This is a genomic window from Octadecabacter sp. SW4 (assembly GCF_008065155.1).
Classification (GTDB): Bacteria; Pseudomonadota; Alphaproteobacteria; order Rhodobacterales; family Rhodobacteraceae; genus SW4.
Window position 1 is genome coordinate 1,236,329 of sequence record NZ_CP042819.1, and the last position, 17,303, is coordinate 1,253,631.

Here is a 17,303-nt window from a genome sequence, read left to right on the forward strand (position 1 = left end):
GCGTTGCTTTGGCTGCATGATAGTCTCCATGGCTTCGGTTTCATTGACTGCCGTCAAGCGCCTTGTGCAATCGTTCGATCGCATCGGCAATCAGCAGGGCACAGGCCAGAATGCGCGTCCAGCCGCCGAGGCCGCCACTGCCCAACACGACAGCAGCGACCCTGTCGGTCAGGGTGAGGACGTAGAGCGCACACCCCGTCACATCCCCGGCGCGTTGCGCACCAGTTGGGCGCGTTTCACACCACAGGGATCCGGGCACGCTTGCCGGGGGGCTGTTTCGAACCTTGCGCGGCGATACGCATCGCAAACAGCCTGTCGTTTGATAGATCGAGTGTCCGGCGGCGAATAGCGTTCTTGAAGGCCGCGAGAATGTGACTGTCGCGGGTCATGACCATTACCACCCCTGCTGCCTTGAACAGGTGGGCGACGTAGTGGGTCGTCACCGGATCGTGGCGACACGGTCGCCTGACCACTGGTCTTGTCGTTTGCGCATGCCTGCGGATCACCGGTCAGGGAATGCAGCACGAGGCGATCCTGCCCGCAGACATCCACGGGCAGTCGCGCCTGGTGCCCCACCGTCCAAGTCGCGCGCCTTTTGTCGGGCGATATCGGATCCCGTGATCCGGGCAATCTGTCGGATCCGTTGACACAAGGAAAAGCCCACCCTTCGTCGCAGACGGGCAGGGGCGCGGTATTGACGGCCATCAATGCACCGCTCGCGATTATCGGCGATCATGGGGTCCAACGATATTCAAGCGACAGGTGTTTTCATGACCACAACCGGTATCGCCACGCTCGATCATGCTCCGCAGGTTTTTGCCGAATGGCTGAACGAACTCAGCGACGATCTGGGGTTTCCAAAGCCACGGGCATACGTGCTTCTGCACGAGACGTTACACGCCATTCGTGATTTTCTACCGGTTGATGAAGCCGCGGATCTGGCGGCGCAGCTTCCGGTGCTGGTGCGCGGCGTCTATTTCGAAGGCTGGAATCCTTCAAAAACTCCGGCCAAGCGACGCAACAAGAGTGACCTGATCGAGCGGGTTTCGTCGCGGTTTCAAAAGGAGCCGTTGGACGATCCGGATCGGGCCGTGGCGGCGGTCATCGACCTTTTGCGTCGGCATGTATCCTGGGGCGAATTCGAACAGGTCAAGCACGCCATGCGCAAACCCGTTCAGGAGCTTTGGGAATAGACCCGGGCCGTATGTCTTTGCCGGTCGGCCCCTTGTTCAAACGGTATGGGCAGCTATCGACATGTCGCTGAAGGCCAAGCAGGCGTTGTTCAAGACCGGATCGCCGATCGAGGGCCGGTCTGGTCACCCGACTTTCGGAAATCGTCAGCTTGGGTGACCTTGTGGTTACCTTTCATCGCAAGCAACGAAGGGCTGCGGGCATCGGCCTTCGGTTTTGTCATCGTCTTTTGCGCGATGCTCGGATCAACGCGCCCATCTGCGCGAGATGCAGCATCATCTGGGCAGCCCGCCTTGCGCGGACGTGCTGCATGTCGTCGTCCCGGTGCCCGGATCCTGCCGCGTGGGCTTGCCGGGGCCGTGTTGATTGTGGACTACCCTGTGCGATCCGCGCCACATCCTCCTTGACGGTGATTTTCGGGGTCTTGCCATCGGTCACCGCTGCAACCGCGAATTCCGGCTGCCCGGGAACGCCGACCTTGCGGACCAACACGGCATCAAGCAGAGCGCCAAGCGCTTGTGCGATCACATCGGCAACGGGTAACCCGCCGCGCGGCAGCGCCAGAATGACTGTGTTTTGGGGATCAAGCTGTCCAAGTCGATTCAGCAGTCTCTGACCAGTCTCGCGTCGGTGCGTAAACATGCGGACGTTACCTCCGGTGCTTGTTTCAGGGAATAATGACCACCTTACAGTTGGCGTGGTGCAGTACCTTTTGTGATACGCTGCCAAGCAGCACTTCGCGCACGCGGCCCAGTCCCCGGCGGCCCATTACCAGAATATCTGCCGTTTCGGCCTCGGCCACATCCAGGATTTCATCGGCGATATCACCGACGCAAATCCGGGTCGTCACATCGCGCGCGCCGGCCTCCTCGGCCCGCTGTCGGGCAGACCCGGCCACATGTTCGCCAAGCGCCGCGATCATGCGGGCCGTGCCCCCGCTGTCGTCGGCCGGTTTGGCGAGCCCCTCGACTTCTGCCATTTTCGCGAATTCCTTGGCGGGCCGCCCGTGCATCAACACGTGAACAATGCACAGTGAATGACCAAGCTTGTTTGACAGTGCTGCCGCGAAGTCGACTGCGCGGTGTCCCGTATCCGAGCCGTCCGTGGCTACGACGATTTTATCTCCCATTGCTTCTTGCTCCCTCTCTGATGCGAGATTTCGTCTGACCATTGCATGTTGCCCGGGCTATAACATTGCGCGGCGTCAATGCGGCACAGATCGGTCGTGGGGGACACTGGTGCTGCCAACGGGGGCTTTCGATGGAACAGGCCGAAACGATCAAATTCCTCTCCTCGGGCCGTGCGTTCGCCGCTGATGACCCCGTCGAGGTCATTGAGACTCATGGCGCCTATGTGTTTCTTTGCGGCGACACAGCCTTGAAGCTGAAACGTGCCGTCAAATACGACTACATGGATCTGAGCACGGTCGCGCTCCGAAAAAGCCTGATTGCCCGCGAACTGGAACTGAACCAACCGGCCGCCCCCGAGATTTACCGTGACATGTTACCGGTGACGCAAAGTGACACGGGGGTTGCTCTGAACGGCGACGGTCCGGTCGTCGATTGGGTTCTGCGGATGTGGCGCTTTCCGGCCGAAAACGAATTTGAGCGCATTGCCGACCGCGGCGCCCTCGACGACCGTCTTGCCACCGCTGTCGGGGAAGCGATCGCAGACTATCACGCGACAGCTCCGGTGAGACGGCACCCGGGCCGCATTCTAATCGCGGATATCCTGGCGGAGTTAGGGCGTGTCTTTGCCGGGTTCCCTGGTGCAGCGGGAACCGCCCGGGCGGCGGAATGGGGAAAGGCAGCGGCGGCGCGTCTCGCGACCAATGGGCCGCTTCTGGACAGCCGCGCCCGGGATGGTCATGTGCGCCGCGCCCACGGGGACCTCCACCTGCGCAACCTCGTCGTTATCGAAGGGAGGCCCGTGCTTTATGACGCCTTGGAGTTCGACGAAACGCTCGGAACCTGTGACGTGTTTTACGACATCGCCTTTCTCGTCATGGACCTGTGTCATCGCAATCTTCGCAGGCAGGGGTGCAGGGTGCTGGATGCCTGGCTGCGCGCGGCGCGCGGAAATGAGGATGCCGGACTGGCGACGCTGCCGTTGTTCTTGTCGGTTCGGGCCGCAATCCGCGCGATGGTGCTGTTGCAGACCGACCGGGCACGCGGGCAGTCGGGCAAATCGGGGGAGGACGTGGCAGCCTATCTGGAGCTTGCTTGCGCCGCCTTGCAGCCCAAGGCGCCGCGGTTGATCGCCGTTGGCGGATATTCGGGAAGTGGCAAGAGTGTTCTGGCCCGCGCATTGGCATCAACGTTGGGCGCACTGCCCGGGGCGGCCCTGCTCAGTTCGGACCTTGAACGAAAGGCCGGCTTGCCTGCCGGAACGCGGCTTGATCCCAGCGCCTATGCCGCGGACCGCCGCGACGATGTCTATCGTGATCTGTTCGCGCGCGCCGCGACAATGCTTGCCGCGGGTCATTCGGTTGTTCTTGACGCCACCTTCGTGGACCCGCAGCTGCGCGCCGCTGCCCAAAACCTGGCCGTGCGCGCAAACCTGCCCTTTCACGGTCTTTGGCTCGCCGCGCCCGAGCACCTTCTTGAGGGGCGCCTGCGGTCACGGCAGGGTGACGCCTCTGACGCGGATATCGACGTCCTGAAACGCCAACTGACCGCCTGGCGCGGGGAAATGACCTGGTTGCATATCGATGCGTCCGGTGACCCTCGATCAGTGCTCGAGCAGGTCAAGGCAACTGTTGCTGTGGATATGGCCCTTGATCCTTCTTGGGTCTAAGCATCCGGTCAGACGCAGGACCCATCCTAAAACTGGGCCAGATAACCCTCAGGCTTTCGTCAGGCCGTCAAGGTCGTTTTCGGAGTATACGCGCCTTGGAACCACGGCGCCGCGCTCTGCCATCTGATGAAATGCGCCCGACTCTTTGCATAAATGCGGGGCGCCGGGCACGATCCCACGCGACGTCTTGGCACAGAGTCCTGAAAGCGCGATGCGGGTGAGGGCAAGCATCTCGGTATCGGCCCGCCACCGATCAACGGCATCGGGCAGTTTGATACGCGCCAGCCATCCGCGAGACCCGGCGACCAAGCAAGGGAATGCTGACAATATGTTGGTGCGGTGGCACGCCTATTCTTCCGTGAAAAAATCGACATGCAGCGCATGCTGTCGTGAGGCCCACCTGGGTCTTCTGGTGGTTCATTATGGTTGGCTCCAACCGATCAAGCCGGTAAAAAACCCTTGAAAACAAATAGATATGTACCCGCGTCAGGGAACCAGAACGGCGGCCCCGGTGACCCGCCCGGAGCGAAGGTCATCCAGCGCGCGATTGGCCTGTTCAAGGTGATAGGCCGTCGTTTCGGTCTCTATGCCGGCTTCGAGGGCCAGCGGCAGAAATTTGTCACCATCGCTGCGCGTCAAGTTCGCAACCGAGCGGATGACCCGTTCATGCCACAAATCGGCGTAGGGGAACGTCGGGATATCACTCATATGAATACCGCCCGACACGACACAGCCGCCCTTGCGAACCGCCTTCAGTGCCTTTGGAATAAGCGCGCCGACCGGCGCAAAAATCAGCGCTGCGTCCAGCGGTTCGGGTGGGCTGGCGTCAGACGTGCCTGCCCAGACCGCGCCCAGACGACGGGCGAAGGCCTGCGCCGACTTGTCGCCGGGCCTGGTGAAGGCATAGACCTCTTTGCCTTGCCAGACGCAGAGCTGGCACAGGATATGCGCCGCCGCCCCGAACCCGTAAAGCCCGATGCGGTCGGCGGAACCAGCGCGCTTCAGCGTGCGATATCCGATCAGCCCCGCGCAAAGCAGTGGTGCCAGCCGCACCGGGTCCGCATCGTCGGGCAGAGGAAAGACATATGCGGCGTCTGCCACGCATAGTTCGGCATAGCCGCCGTTTCGGGTATAGCCCGTGAATGCTGGCGTGTCGCAAAGGTTCTCGCGATGTGCGCGGCAATGCGGACATGTCCCGCATGTGCGGCCCAGCCAAGGCACACCGGCCCGTTGGCCCAGTGTCAGACTGTCCACACCCGCGCCAAGCGCGTCGATACGCCCGACGATCTCGTGCCCGGGTATCAGTGGAAGGATGGGATGGGACAGGTCGCCATCAAGAATATGCAAATCGGTGCGGCAGACGCCGCAGGCCTCTACCCTGAGCCGCACTTCGCCCGGCCCCGGGACGGGGTCGGGCAACTCGCGGGCGACCAGCGGGGCGTTCTGCTTTTCCAAGACCATCGCGCGCATGGGTGTCCACTACCTGTTGTGGCAACCGGGCATTGCCACCTGATTTTCAGGACATTTCACAGAACAATGCCCCAATGCATCTTGTTGCGCTTCCGCCCGCCTATTCCTGTATTGATTGCAGGTAGGTGGCAAGCGACAGGATCCGCCCGCGCACGATCACTTCTGCGCCATACTCCCCCGACGTGCGGATCGATTCTTCCTTGTAGCGGTCGCCCCAAACCGGCATCAACGTGCCGTGCGGACCCAAACCAGACCGTCCGTCGATGATCTGGATGACCTCGAGAAGCGGAAATTCACCATCGTTCTGTTCGGAAAGTGAGGTCAGAGAAGGGGTGTTGACGCTTAAAAACTGAGCGACTTCGCCGTCACCCTTGGCTGTGTCACCATGGCAGGACGAGCAATAGTTCATGTATTCCTGCCGCCCGGTTTCCTGCGATATTGCGGGCGTGGCCGAAAGAGAGAACGCCGCAACCGCAAGCACTGAAAAAGCTTGCGCGAAATGTCCACAATTATAAATCATGATATCTTTCCTTCTTGGTTTTGAAAATCCTGATTCACCTTGCTCTGGGAAAACCCTCGGTGCATTGACGGCTATCAATCTCCAGCGCGGCGGACCGTTGTCGATCACGTCACCCGATCGGTCAGATAGGACACCGCAAGCGCCAGCGTGGCGATCTTGGGATAATCCGTTTCCGGGATGTCGATATTCAGCCTTCGATGCAGCGCGGTCACCAGGTTCAGGACATCCATCGAGTCGAGTTCCAGATCGTCCTGCAGGTGATCGTCCTCGCCCAGGGTCGCGGCGTTGATGTCGGGGGCGATGGCGAGCAGTTCTTCGGTGAAAGCGGTGCGAATGTCATCTTTGGTCATAGTGTCTCCGGCGAAGCGATGAGGGATTGGAACTCTTTGATAAAGTGAGCCGCCTGTCGACCGTCGCTCACGCGGTGATCGACCGACAGGGTCAATGAAACAACGGTCCGTGGCTCGACCGCGCCGCCCACGACCCATGGGCGCAGCTTGGGCGCCCCCAGGCCGATCAGCGCGACCTGCGGCGGAAAGATCACGCCGGCCATCGCCTCGGCCCCGGTTTCGCCCAGGCTGGAAAGCGTGATCGTACCTTCGGTCATTTCCGAGGATCGGAGCCGCCCCGTCCGCGCGCGGGAAACCAGATCGCGCATACCCGCCATCGTCTTGTCGATCGACATCGCGCCCGCGTCGATCAACGCCGGGGCGACCAAACCGCCGCCCCGCAAGGCCACGGCGACGCCGACGTTTACCTGATCGGCTGGGCGCAGGGAGCCGTCGACGAATTGCCCGTTCACCGAAGGCACCTTTGCCGCAGCCAGCGCCGTGGCCCGCACGAACAGCGCACCCAAGAGCAGCCGGTCCGAGGGCGCCCGATCTGCGTTCCGGGCGTCCATCCAGTCGAGGGCGGGCTGCACATCGATGGTCTCTGACAGGTAGAAATGCGGGATCGTCTGTTTGGAGCGCGCCATCGCCGAGGCGATGGCCTTGCGCATCTCGACCATCGGCGAGGCGGTCTGCACCGTCGCTGTGACCGGTTTGCGCGCCTCCAGATCCGTCAGCAGAACCGCGCCCGCCGGTCCGCTTCCTGTGATCGTTGCCAGGTCGATCCCAAGTTCACTGGCACGGACGCGCGCGGCAGGCGAGGCAGGGGTGGCACCGCCGGGCAGTGGGGCCGTAACCGCAGGGTCAGGCCTGGCTTCGGGCTTGTCGGCAACCACCGGATGGGGGGCGGTTTTCGGCCTGTCGGCAATGGCTGGTGCGGGCATGGTTTCGGGCTTGGCGGCAACAGTCGGCGCTGCGGGCTGCTTGGGTGCGGGGGCGGCCTCGTCGGGGCCAAGGATCAGCGCCAGCGGCGCGCCCACGGGCAGGGTCGCACCAAGATCGGCCTGCAATTCCAGCACTTTTCCGTCGTCGAAGCATTCGATTTCGATGGCGCCCTTCTGGGTCTCGACCACCGCGACTGCGTCGCCTCGATGCACCTCGTCGCCCGGTTTCACCAGCCACTCGACCAGCGTGCCCGCCTCCATGTCGGCCCCGAGTGACGGCATGGTGAAAATACCCATCAGGCCCGTCCCAACATCGCTCGTGCGGCCGCCACGATGCCGGGCACCTGCGGTATCGCCGCGTCTTCCAGATGTTTGGGATAGGGGATCGGAACTTCTGCCGAGCAGACACGCCCCACCGGTGCATCAAGCGACCAAAAGGCCTGCTCCATGATCCGGGCCGACACCTCGGCGGCCAGTGATCCGCTGCGCCAGCCCTCGTCCACGATCAATGCGCGGCGCGTCTTTGTAACAGAAGCCATGATCGTGGCGTCATCCAGCGGGCGAAGACTGCGCAGGTCGATCACATCGGCCTCGATCCCGTCACTTGCCAACTCCTCTGCTGCTTGCAACGTCTTGAACAGCGACCCGCCATACGTGATCAGGGTCAGGTCGCGCCCCTCGCGCCGCAATCTGGCTTTCGCGATATCGACCGCACCGGTGTTGCTGTCTATCTTGCCCGTCATGTTGTAAAGCATCACATTCTCGAAGATCAGCACCGGGTCATGGTCCTGAAGCGCTGTCCAGAGCATGCCGCGCGCGTCCTCCAGCGTGGCAGGGGCCAGAACCTTCAGCCCCGGAATATGCGCATACCAACCTTCCAGGCTATGCGAATGCTGCGCCGCCAATTGCTTGCCCGCCCCGGTCGCCATGCGGATCACCAGCGGAACGCCGAATTGGCCGCCCGACATGTGCCGGATCGTCGCCGCGGTGTTCATGATCTGGTCGAGGGCCAGCAACGAAAAATTGACGGTCATCAGTTCGACGATCGGCCGCATCCCGACCGTCGCCGCGCCGATGCCCGCGCCGGTGAACCCGCTTTCCGACAGCGGCGTGTCGCGGATCCGGTCCTCGCCGAATTCCGCCATCAAGCCTTTCGAGACCGCGTAGCAGCCGCCATAGGCCCCCACGTCCTCGCCCATGAGGAAGACCCTGTCGTCACGGATCATCGCGTCGCGGATCGCCTGTTTCACCGCCTCGCGGTAGGTGATTTCCACAAGCGCGCCCGCGGGCTTTGTTGGTTCGGGCGGTGCGGGCGCCGGTCCATGCACGTTCTGTGCCAGCTGTTCGACCGGCTCCCATGTTGCGTCCTCGGCAAAGGCCACGGCATGGGCGATCTCGGCATCGGCCTCGGCTTCGATCTGGTCCACATCGTTGTCGTGGATCAGGTGGTTCTCAAGCAGCCAGCCTTGGAAGCGGACGATCGGGCCGTGCTTGCGCCACTCATCGATCTCGGCCTTGTCGCGATAGAGTTGCGCGTCGAACATGGAATGCGCGCGGAACCGGTAGGTCTTGCACTCGATGAACATCGGTTTGCCGGTCTCGCGGATTTTCGCGATGGCCTTGCGCGCGGCAACCTCGACTGCGACGACGTCCATGCCGTCGACCTGGTGCGCCTCCAGCCCGTATGAGGCTGCCTTTTCGCGGATATCGATTTCCGACTCGGTCCGTGTCAGCGCCGAACCCATCGCGTAGCCGTTGTTCTCGCAGACGAACAGAACCGGCAGGGACCAGAGCGCAGCCAAGTTCATCGCCTCGTGAAATTCGCCTTCCGCAACGGCGCCCTCGCCAAAGAAACAGGTCGTCACCCTGTCCGCACCCTGCATCCTGTCCCCTAGCGCGAGGCCAGTCGCCAGCGGCAGACCGCCGCCCACGATCGCGTTGCCGCCATAGAAATTGGTGTCGGCATCGAAAAGATGCATCGATCCGCCGCGCCCCCCCGAGCACCCTTCGGCCTTGCCATACATCTCGGCCATGATTTTCGTCATGGCTACGCCGCGGATCAATGCGTGCCCGTGCTCGCGGTAAGTGGCGACGACGCGATCCAGCGGTCCCAGAACCGGGATGACCCCGGCGGCAATTGCCTCTTCCCCGTTATAGAGATGCAGGAAGCCACGGATTTTTTCTTGGGTATATAACTCGGCACACTTGTCCTCGAAACGGCGCACGCGGATCATGTCGCGGAGCAGCGCAAGAACATGATTTCGGTCAAGTTTGGGCTTGTCTGGTGCACTCATGTCTCATCGGTCTCCAGCGTGGAAATGTCGCCCTCCGGAAGGCCCAGTTCGCGCGCCTTGAGCAGCCGTCGCATGATCTTGCCAGAACGGGTCTTGGGCAGGGTTTCGCGGAAAACCACCGCGCGCGGAGAAACTGCCGGGCCAAGCCTTTTGCGGGCATGGCCGCGCAATTCGCGCTCCAGCGCCTCGCCAGCCGTGAAACCCGGGTTCAGCGTGACATAGGCCTTCACGATCTCGCCTGCGGTTTGGTCGGGCAAGCCAATAACGCCCGCTTCGGCAACCGCAGGGTGCTCGATCAACGTGCTTTCCACCTCGAAGGGCCCAACCAGGTGGCCCGAGGTCTTGATCAGGTCGTCGGCCCGTCCGACAAACCAGAAATACCCATCCTCGTCCCGCATGGCGAGGTCGCCCGACAGATACCATCCGCCCACGAAGCACTTGTCGTAGCGCGCCTGCTCGTTCAGGTAGGCCCGCATCATTGACGGCCAGCCAGGTCGGAGCGCCAGTTCGCCGACTTCGCCGGTGCCCAGTTCCTTTAGCGAACCGTTCCCGCGTTCCACGATACCGGCCTCGATCCCCGGCATGGGCTTGCCCATCGAGCCGGGCTTGACCGTCATACCGGGCAGGTTGGCGATCATGATCCCGCCGGTCTCGGTTTGCCACCAATTGTCGTGAAACGGCTGGCCGAACACTTTTTCCGACCAGACGACCGCTTCGGGGTTCAGCGGCTCTCCAACACTGGCAAGGAACCTGAGCGAGGAAAAGTCGTATGGCTTTGCCACGTCCGCGCCCGAGCGCATCATCATTCGGATCGCGGTTGGCGCGGAATACCAGACTTCGATTTTTTCCCGCTCGATCGTGGCATACCAGCGATCCAGGTCGAACTCTGCCTCGTCCACGATCATCTTCACCCGTTGAACGAGCGGGGCGATGATCCCGTAGGACGTGCCGGTGACCCAGCCGGGATCGGCCGTGCACCAATAGGTCGTTCCGGGCGTCAAATCCAGCGCGTGCCGCCCCGAGAATGCGTGGTAAAGCACCGCCGCGTGGACATGGACAGCACCTTTTGGCCGCCCCGTCGTGCCGGACGTGAAATGGATCAGTGCCGGATCCTCGGGCCGGGTGGGGACGGTGTCGAAATCGGGCGATGCAGCGGCCATCGCGGGGCCGAGAGCGACGCAGCCCTCGGCCGCATTCTCGCCGGTCACAAGGACCAGCTTCAGCGTCGCGATCTCGTCGCGCCAAGCCGCGACCTTGCGTTTGTAAAGTTCGGGCGTTGTAATCAGCACCTTCGCGGCGCCGATCTCCATCCGGGTGCGGATGGGTTCCGGTCCGAAGGCAGAGAAGAGCGGTGTGAAAACCATGCCCGCCTTCAACGTGCCAAGCGCGGCTATGTAGAGCTCGGGGATGCGACCCACCAACGCGAAAACGCTGTCGCCAGACGACAGCCCGTGCGCGGCAAGGACGTTTGCAAAACGCGAGGATTGACGGGCCATGTCGGCATAGCTCAGCTCTTGCCGATCTCGGCCTTTGCCGAGCCAGAGCATGGCAATCTCATCCCCGTGTCCGTGCATTACATGCCGGTCCGCCGCCTCATGGGCGATGTTGAGCATACCGCTGGGCATGTCGAGCATCGCGCGGGCCTCGGCCCACGGGTCCAGATCATTGCTTTCTGCCCAGTTGGTCATCAACGGAAGGTCCTCCTCATTGCGTAGACTGGGGTGGGGCGGGCGAGGCCGCATTGACGGCGATCAATACACCCAACGGGTCAATCGCCGTCGTGTTCGCCATGAACCGGCGCTGCCAGCAACACTGCATCCAAGCGTGTCAGGTCGATGTGATCGGCATGCGCGTTCGGCCATATGACCCGCATCCGCAAGCCAATCCGCTGCCACGCGGAAAATCCTGCGGGTTTGACAATCGGTCAAGGCCCAGGGGACGTGGATTTTCATCACTCGCCCCTTGATCACTTCAAACCGGCGGCAGTGACGGCTTTCAATTGGATCGCAGACCGGCGTTGCGAGCGGTCAATGCTCCGCGCGGTCGCATTAGCATCCCTAGGGCAGGTGCGTGCAAGCCATCTGATCCGTCGCGATCTGCCGGACTCTCTCAACCGCACACGCCGTTTGTCGCATTCACAGCACGATCCATTGATGACCGCCAACATCGGTTTGGTCGCAATTGGGAAAATGATAGGTAGGACAAGCCACTTGGACATGCGGGAGAATCACCTTTGTCGAGAAAGGACCAGGGACTTGGGTCGCGGACGGTCAAGCCTCCGGGTTTGGACCAGATGGGACAGCCCGTGAAACCGGCACTCTGCGATGCGCCGCATGCGCGCTCGTCCGGGAAGCTCGCCCAATTGCTGGCTGTGCAGCCCGAAACGGGGCTGTCGCAGGCCGAGGCCATGCAACGGCTCGGATCTTACGGTCCCAATCGCCTGCGCCGCCAGAAGCCAAGAAGCGCGATGGCGATGCTGTTTCACCAGTTTCGGAGCGTGATCGTCTGGTTGCTTGCAGCGGCTGCCATCATCTCGCTGATCATGGGCGACATTGCCGAAGGCGGTGCGATAATCGTTGTGCTCTTGCTCAACGGCGCGATCGGTTTCGCTACCGAGTTGCGCGCTGCCCGTTCCATGGAAGCATTGTTTCGCATCGCCGAGGTTCGCACCCGTGTTCGCCGGGATGGACGCGTCCAGATGATCGATGCCCGCGACGTGGTTCCCGGCGATGTGGTGGTTCTTGAAGGCGGCGACATGGTGACAGCGGACCTGCGTCTGAGCGAGGCGTCTTCCCTTCAGGCCGACGAATCCATTCTGACCGGCGAGGCGGCACCGGTGGCCAAATCCCCGGAGCCCGTTGCCGAAGATACGATCCTCGCGGAACGCACATCGATGGTCTTTAAGGGCACCGCGATAACGCGTGGGGCTGGCGAAGCTATGGTCACCGCGACGGGCATGGCCACCGAACTGGGGCGGATCAGCCAACTGGTCGAAGCGGCGCAGGGGGAGGCCTCGCCTTTGGAGGTTCGTCTGGAACGGCTGGGTCGCACCCTGATCTGGTTGACCTTGATCCTTGCTGCGGGCACTGCCTTGGCGGGCGTCCTGCGCGGACAGGAACTGGCCCTCATGATGCAGACCGCGGTTGCCCTGGCCGTGGCAGCGATCCCGGAAGGATTACCGGTGGTTGCGACCATGTCACTGGCGCGCGGCATGTGGCGAATGGCTCGTCGTAATGCACTTATCCGGCGCCTGTCGGCCGTCGAAACGCTGGGTGCAACGACTTTAATTTTGACGGACAAGACCGGCACGCTCACGGAAAACCGAATGTCCGTCGTCCGCGTCGTGCTGGAGAATGGCGAATTTGAGCCCGAGGCAAAAGATCCTTCTGTGGAACTCGCTTTACGGACCGGTGCGGCCTGCACAACGGCCGAGCTGGGGCTTGGGAACCAGAAGGGCACGGGCGATCCAATGGAACTCGCGCTGCTTGAAGCCGCTGACCGTGTTGGTGTTTCGCTTCGGGACAGGCGGCTTCAACAGCACGCGTTTGATCCCGAGCGCCGCATGATGGCGACCGTTCACGCGGAGTCCGATCACGCCTTCTACGCGGTCAAGGGAGCACCCGAGGCGGTCATCGATGCCTGCAGTCAAGTCCTCGGGCGCGACGGACCGCACGCACTTACCGACGCCGCGAAGTTGGAATGGATGCGCCGCAACGCACGGGTGGCGGGCAAGGGGTTGCGCACGCTTGGACTGGCGATGAAGACCGCGCGCAACGCACGGGCAGAGCCTTACGAGGGGCTGACACTGATTGGGCTGGTCTGTTTGGCTGATCCGCTTCGCGCCGATGTGCCGCCTGCCATCGCGGCGTGCCGCGCGGCCGGGGTCCGCGTTGTAATGATGACCGGCGACCATGTCGCCACCGCAGCGCGGATCGCGTCTGACGCCGGAATCGGAAATGATGGCTCCGCGGTGATTGAAGGGCGTGACCTGGCGGACCTTAATCTGAGCAACGCCGGCGAAGAGATGCAGGAGCGGTTGCGCACGACGGATGTTTTTGCCCGCGTCGCGCCCGAAACGAAACTGACGCTCGTCTCATTCCACCAGCGGGACGGGCAGATCGTCGCGATGACCGGCGATGGCGTCAACGACGCCCCGGCGCTGAAACAGGCGGATATCGGGGTGGCAATGGGGCTGCGCGGCACGCAGGTGGCGCGCGAGGCCGCAGACATGGTCCTTAAGGACGACGATTTCGCCACGATCGTCGAGGCAATTCGGCAGGGCAGGGTTATCTTCGGGAATATTCGCAAGTTCATCGTCTACTTGATGTCATGCAATCTCAGCGAGGTGCTGGTCGTGACGGTGGCGGTGGGCAGTGGGCTGCCCGCGCCGCTCCTGCCGCTGCAAATCCTTTACCTTAACCTTGTCACGGATGTTTTTCCTGCCTTCGCTTTGGGGTGGGGGCAAGGCGATGGGCGCGAGATGCACCGCGCGCCGCGGGACCCGTCTGATCCCATTATCGGTCGAGCCGAGTGGCTACGGATTTCGGGACTGGGCGCGGCGCAAACCATCGCGACGCTGACGGCTTTCGTGATAGCGCTGTTTCAGATGCAGCTTACCGTCGACCAGGCCGTGACTGTCGCTTTCCTTACGCTGGCACTCGGGCAACTCTGGAACGTCTTTAACACCCGTGCCGCCGACACGCGGATCATTGCCAATGACGTGACACGGAACCCGTTTGTCTGGGGTGCGCTGGCGCTCTGTCTGGTCCTGATCGGTGCCGCGCTTTGGGTGCCCGGGCTATCGACAGTGCTGAATCTGGTCTCGCCCGGCAAAGACGGCCTGATATTAGCGACGAGCGCAAGTTTGATCCCGCTATTGCTGGGACAGGTGGCGTTGGCGTTCAGCGTTGTTTTTCGCAAATGGTTCACTGATCGGGCTGCGGCACGATAACTTTGTATCCAGAGCAGGGGCCGAGCCAGCCTTGCGTCTGAACGGGACATGGGTCATCCACCGGGGGAACTTTGTTTATGCGGGCCATATCGTGTGCGCTAAGTGTGCAAGAAGTCATCGAAACGGGGTAAATCGGGGGATATTGGGGCGTATTCCAGCGTAGCAGTATCCGCCGCCAAGAGTTTGAAGATACAAAATGCAAATAAATCAACACGCTAGATTGTCTATTGCCCCCATGATGGATTGGACGGATCGTCATTGCCGGTATTTCCATCGGCTGATGACGCGCGAGGCGCTGCTTTATACCGAGATGGTGACCGCCCCCGCATTGGTGCGTGGCGGGGCGGTGCATTTGTTGGCTCATGACGTGTCGGAACATCCTGTCGCGTTGCAGCTTGGCGGGTCTGACGCAAAGGAGCTGGCGCAGGCGGCGCGGATCGGCGCGGATCACGGATATGATGAGATCAACCTCAATGTCGGTTGCCCCAGCGACCGCGTGCAATCGGGCAGTTTCGGGGCTGTGCTGATGGAACGCCCCGCGCTGGTGGCCCGGTGCTGCGCTGCGATGATCGCCGCGCAAGATGTTGAAGTTACGGTGAAATGCCGCATCGGGGTGGATGACCAGAACCCCGCCGAAGTCTTGCCGCAGTTTATCGAAACGGTTGCCGCAGCGGGCGTCACGCGCTTTATTATCCATGCCCGCAAGGCCTGGCTGCAAGGGCTGTCGCCCAAGGAAAACCGCGATATTCCGCCGCTTGACTACGATCTGGTGCTTGCCATGAAACAGCAGTTTCCCGCACTGCATATCTCTGTCAACGGCGGCATCGATACGCTGGAGCAGGCGCGCGCCTTTCTGGACGGCGGCCTGGATGGGGTGATGATCGGGCGGGCGGCCTATCACAACCCTGCGGCAATTCTGCTGCCGGCTGATCGGGTGATTTTCGACACAGGCACCGTCCGTCGCGCGACTGACGTGGTCCATGACATGTTGCCCTATATTGACGCGCATCTGCGCGGGGGCGGGCGCTTGCACCAGATCACGCGCCATATGCTGGGCCTGTTCGCGGGCCGCCCCGGTGCGCGCCACTGGCGGCGCATCCTCTCTGAAGGCGCCCACCGCGACGGGGCCGGACCCGAGGTTGTCCTGCGCGCGCTTGATGCCGTGACGCAGGCCGGGCTTGCCCCCGTCGCTGCCCCACGCCACAACAGCGCCAGCTAGGAGAACACCATGACCGACCCGAGTTTGATGCTGGCCCTGGCCGCCATGTTGCTGGCGATCGGGGCCTTTGCAGGGCTGCTGGCCGGTCTTTTGGGCGTCGGGGTGGTATCGTCCTGGTGCCCGCGTTTTATTATGTGTTTTCGGCGATGGGCTATGACAGCCCGCAGTTGATGCAGATGTGCCTGGCCACGTCCCTTGCTACGATCATCGTGACCTCGACGCGGTCGGTCCTGTCGCATCACAAGAAGGGCGCGGTGGACTGGACGATCCTGCGCGGCTGGGCACCCGGCATCATTGTCGGCGCCGTGATTGGCGTGGCGGTGGCAAGCGCGCTGCGCTCGGGGGTGTTGCAGGCGATCTTTGGCGGGCTGGCAATTCTGGTCGGGCTATACATGGTGTTCGGGCGCAATGATTGGCGCTTGGGTGATCAGATGCCGCAGGGGCCTGTGCGCTATGTGGTCTCGCCCGTGATCGGGTTCTTGTCCGTGTTGATGGGGATTGGGGGCGGATCGTTCGGCGTGCCCGTGATGACGCTTTATGGCGTGCCGATCCACCGCGCGGTGGCCACGGCGGCAGGGATTGGCGTGATTATCGCGCTGCCATCGGTGATTGGGTTCATGTTCGTCGATATTGCCGTTGCGCCGCCCTATAGCATCGGCGCCGTCAACCTGATCGCCTTTGGTCTGGTGATTGCGATGACGCTGATCACCGCGCCGCTGGGCGCCGCACTGGCACACCGGATGAACCCCAAGCCCCTGAAACGGGTGTTTGGCGTGTTTTTGGTGCTTGTGGCGCTAAACATGCTGCGCAAGGCGGCGGGGTTTTGACATGGGGCTGGCCACGCACGGCTATATGACATTTGCGCCAGAGGCCCGCGTTGCGGCCTGGGCGCAGGCGGCGCATCGGGTCGGAACCGATGTCGCAATGGATCCGGCGATGCGTGCGCAGTGGTTGCGCCACGGGGGCACCTGGTTTGTCGGCGTGGATGCCCTGCCCAATGGGCGCGACGGCAGCATTGATGCAGTGCCCCTTTCGGGCCCGTGGGAGGGCGTGATCGATGTGCCACAGTACTGGCACCGCGCGCAGCTTTCCGTGATTTATCCGGGCTATCCGCGCCAGGACAGCGAAAGCGATGCGGCGTTCCGCTATCGCACAGGGCGCTGCGCGGCCCATGTGGATGGATTGCTGCTTGAAGATGGGCGGCGATACCCGCGTGAACCGCATGCCTTTATCCTTGGGATTGCCTTGAATGACAGCGCGGCCTGTCCACTGATGGTCTGGCCGGGCAGCCATCTGGCGATGCGCGCGGCCCTTGCGGGTGTCATCGGCGCGCGTGACCCCCGCACGATCGATGTGACCGAGGCCTACGTGGCCGCGCGAAAGGCCGTATTTTCAGCCAGCACGCCTGTGGCGCTGCCGTTGCGGGCCGGTGCGTCGGTGCTGCTGGATCGTCATCTGCTGCACGGTATCGCACCCTGGCAAGCAGGTGATACGGCCCCGCCCGAGGGGCGGATGATGGCCTATTTTCGCCCCATATGCCCCGATCCGGCCGATTGGCTGCGCGGCTAGGGCCGGAGCCTCCGGCGGGA

15 protein-coding genes and 1 pseudogene are annotated in these 17,303 nt (G+C 62.6%); 6 read left to right on the forward strand and 10 right to left on the reverse strand.

Annotated elements, in window-relative coordinates; translation table 11 throughout:
* Window positions 1-40 precede the first annotated feature (40 nt).
* Together FTO60_RS06165 and FTO60_RS17625 are read right to left on the reverse strand one after the other, a co-directional pair.
* Window positions 41-259, reverse strand: a complete 219-nt coding sequence (locus FTO60_RS06165; protein ID WP_148055136.1) for a hypothetical protein — start codon at window positions 257-259, stop codon at window positions 41-43.
* Window positions 237-395, reverse strand: a complete 159-nt coding sequence (locus FTO60_RS17625; RefSeq protein ID WP_172623822.1) for a hypothetical protein — start codon at window positions 393-395, stop codon at window positions 237-239. The genes FTO60_RS06165 and FTO60_RS17625 overlap by 23 nt, the downstream gene beginning before the upstream one ends.
* 375 nt (window positions 396-770) lie before the next feature.
* Between FTO60_RS17625 and FTO60_RS06170 the strand changes: the two genes are divergently transcribed.
* Complete coding sequence (locus FTO60_RS06170; RefSeq protein WP_148055137.1) at window positions 771-1,193, forward strand: DUF2267 domain-containing protein; 423 nt, start codon at window positions 771-773, stop codon at window positions 1,191-1,193.
* Between the two features lie 217 nt (window positions 1,194-1,410).
* Here the strand turns inward: FTO60_RS06170 and FTO60_RS06175 are convergent, their stop codons facing one another.
* Window positions 1,411-1,833 (reverse strand): phosphoribosyltransferase family protein, encoded by a 423-nt coding sequence (locus tag FTO60_RS06175; protein WP_148055138.1) that lies wholly within the window; start codon window positions 1,831-1,833, stop codon window positions 1,411-1,413.
* Window positions 1,834-1,858: 25 nt separating this feature from the next.
* Window positions 1,859-2,320: a universal stress protein gene (locus tag FTO60_RS06180; protein ID WP_148055139.1), complete on the reverse strand. Its 462-nt coding sequence runs from the start codon at window positions 2,318-2,320 to the stop codon at window positions 1,859-1,861.
* 131 nt (window positions 2,321-2,451) lie between these two features.
* On the opposite strand from FTO60_RS06180, the gene FTO60_RS06185 reads away from it, so the two are divergent.
* The gene (locus tag FTO60_RS06185; protein WP_148055140.1) at window positions 2,452-3,987 is read left to right on the forward strand and encodes a bifunctional aminoglycoside phosphotransferase/ATP-binding protein; all 1,536 of its coding nucleotides are present in this window, start codon (window positions 2,452-2,454) and stop codon (window positions 3,985-3,987) included.
* Window positions 3,988-4,473: 486 nt separating this feature from the next.
* Here the strand turns inward: FTO60_RS06185 and FTO60_RS06190 are convergent, their stop codons facing one another.
* The 6 genes from FTO60_RS06190 to acsA form a co-directional block, all read right to left on the reverse strand.
* Complete coding sequence (locus FTO60_RS06190) at window positions 4,474-5,457, reverse strand: zinc-dependent alcohol dehydrogenase family protein (protein ID WP_148055141.1); 984 nt, start codon at window positions 5,455-5,457, stop codon at window positions 4,474-4,476.
* A gap of 100 nt (window positions 5,458-5,557) precedes the next feature.
* A complete protein-coding gene (locus tag FTO60_RS06195) occupies window positions 5,558-6,085 on the reverse strand; it encodes a cytochrome c (protein WP_254696911.1) in 528 nt (175 codons plus the stop codon).
* Window positions 6,082-6,327 carry an acyl carrier protein gene (locus tag FTO60_RS06200; protein WP_148055142.1) on the reverse strand — a complete coding sequence of 82 codons (246 nt, stop codon included), beginning with the start codon at window positions 6,325-6,327 and terminating at the stop codon, window positions 6,082-6,084. Before FTO60_RS06200 ends, FTO60_RS06195 begins: the two co-directional genes overlap by 4 nt.
* Window positions 6,324-7,547 (reverse strand): dihydrolipoamide acetyltransferase family protein, encoded by a 1,224-nt coding sequence (locus tag FTO60_RS06205; protein WP_148055143.1) that lies wholly within the window; start codon window positions 7,545-7,547, stop codon window positions 6,324-6,326. Before FTO60_RS06205 ends, FTO60_RS06200 begins: the two co-directional genes overlap by 4 nt.
* Entirely contained in the window at window positions 7,547-9,544 is a 1,998-nt protein-coding gene (pdhA, locus tag FTO60_RS06210; RefSeq protein ID WP_148055144.1) for a pyruvate dehydrogenase (acetyl-transferring) E1 component subunit alpha, read from the reverse strand. Before pdhA ends, FTO60_RS06205 begins: the two co-directional genes overlap by 1 nt.
* The gene (gene acsA / locus FTO60_RS06215; RefSeq protein ID WP_148055145.1) at window positions 9,541-11,232 is read right to left on the reverse strand and encodes an acetate--CoA ligase; all 1,692 of its coding nucleotides are present in this window, start codon (window positions 11,230-11,232) and stop codon (window positions 9,541-9,543) included. Before acsA ends, pdhA begins: the two co-directional genes overlap by 4 nt.
* Window positions 11,233-11,849: 617 nt before the next feature.
* On the opposite strand from acsA, the gene FTO60_RS06220 reads away from it, so the two are divergent.
* The 4 genes and pseudogenes from FTO60_RS06220 to FTO60_RS06235 all read left to right on the forward strand — a co-directional run bounded on the left by FTO60_RS06220 (window position 11,850) and on the right by FTO60_RS06235 (window position 17,283).
* Window positions 11,850-14,495, forward strand: a complete 2,646-nt coding sequence (locus tag FTO60_RS06220; protein ID WP_254696913.1) for a cation-translocating P-type ATPase — start codon at window positions 11,850-11,852, stop codon at window positions 14,493-14,495.
* 196 nt (window positions 14,496-14,691) lie between these two features.
* Window positions 14,692-15,714, forward strand: a complete 1,023-nt coding sequence (gene dusA / locus FTO60_RS06225; protein WP_148055147.1) for a tRNA dihydrouridine(20/20a) synthase DusA — start codon at window positions 14,692-14,694, stop codon at window positions 15,712-15,714.
* A gap of 9 nt (window positions 15,715-15,723) precedes the next feature.
* A pseudogene (locus FTO60_RS06230) lies at window positions 15,724-16,541 on the forward strand (sulfite exporter TauE/SafE family protein).
* 1 nt (window position 16,542) lies between these two features.
* On the forward strand, window positions 16,543-17,283 hold the full coding sequence (locus tag FTO60_RS06235; RefSeq protein ID WP_148055148.1) for a hypothetical protein: 741 nt from the start codon (window positions 16,543-16,545) through the stop codon (window positions 17,281-17,283).
* Window positions 17,284-17,303: the final 20 nt, after the last annotated feature.

Bases quoted from the DNA above. Each gene is read 5' to 3' on its own strand.
- FTO60_RS17625 (WP_172623822.1), bottom strand. From the start codon at position 395: ATGGTCATGACCCGCGACAGTCACATTCTCGCGGCCTTCAAGAACGCT.
- FTO60_RS06170 (WP_148055137.1), top strand. From the start codon at position 771: ATGACCACAACCGGTATCGCCACGCTCGATCATGCTCCGCAGGTTTTT.
- FTO60_RS06175 (WP_148055138.1), bottom strand. From the start codon at position 1,833: ATGTTTACGCACCGACGCGAGACTGGTCAGAGACTGCTGAATCGACTT.
- FTO60_RS06180 (WP_148055139.1), bottom strand. From the start codon at position 2,320: ATGGGAGATAAAATCGTCGTAGCCACGGACGGCTCGGATACGGGACAC.
- FTO60_RS06185 (WP_148055140.1), top strand. From the start codon at position 2,452: ATGGAACAGGCCGAAACGATCAAATTCCTCTCCTCGGGCCGTGCGTTC.
- FTO60_RS06190 (WP_148055141.1), bottom strand. From the start codon at position 5,457: ATGCGCGCGATGGTCTTGGAAAAGCAGAACGCCCCGCTGGTCGCCCGC.
- FTO60_RS06200 (WP_148055142.1), bottom strand. From the start codon at position 6,327: ATGACCAAAGATGACATTCGCACCGCTTTCACCGAAGAACTGCTCGCC.
- FTO60_RS06205 (WP_148055143.1), bottom strand. From the start codon at position 7,547: ATGGGTATTTTCACCATGCCGTCACTCGGGGCCGACATGGAGGCGGGC.
- pdhA (WP_148055144.1), bottom strand. From the start codon at position 9,544: ATGAGTGCACCAGACAAGCCCAAACTTGACCGAAATCATGTTCTTGCG.
- acsA (WP_148055145.1), bottom strand. From the start codon at position 11,232: ATGACCAACTGGGCAGAAAGCAATGATCTGGACCCGTGGGCCGAGGCC.
- dusA (WP_148055147.1), top strand. From the start codon at position 14,692: ATGCAAATAAATCAACACGCTAGATTGTCTATTGCCCCCATGATGGAT.
- FTO60_RS06235 (WP_148055148.1), top strand. From the start codon at position 16,543: ATGGGGCTGGCCACGCACGGCTATATGACATTTGCGCCAGAGGCCCGC.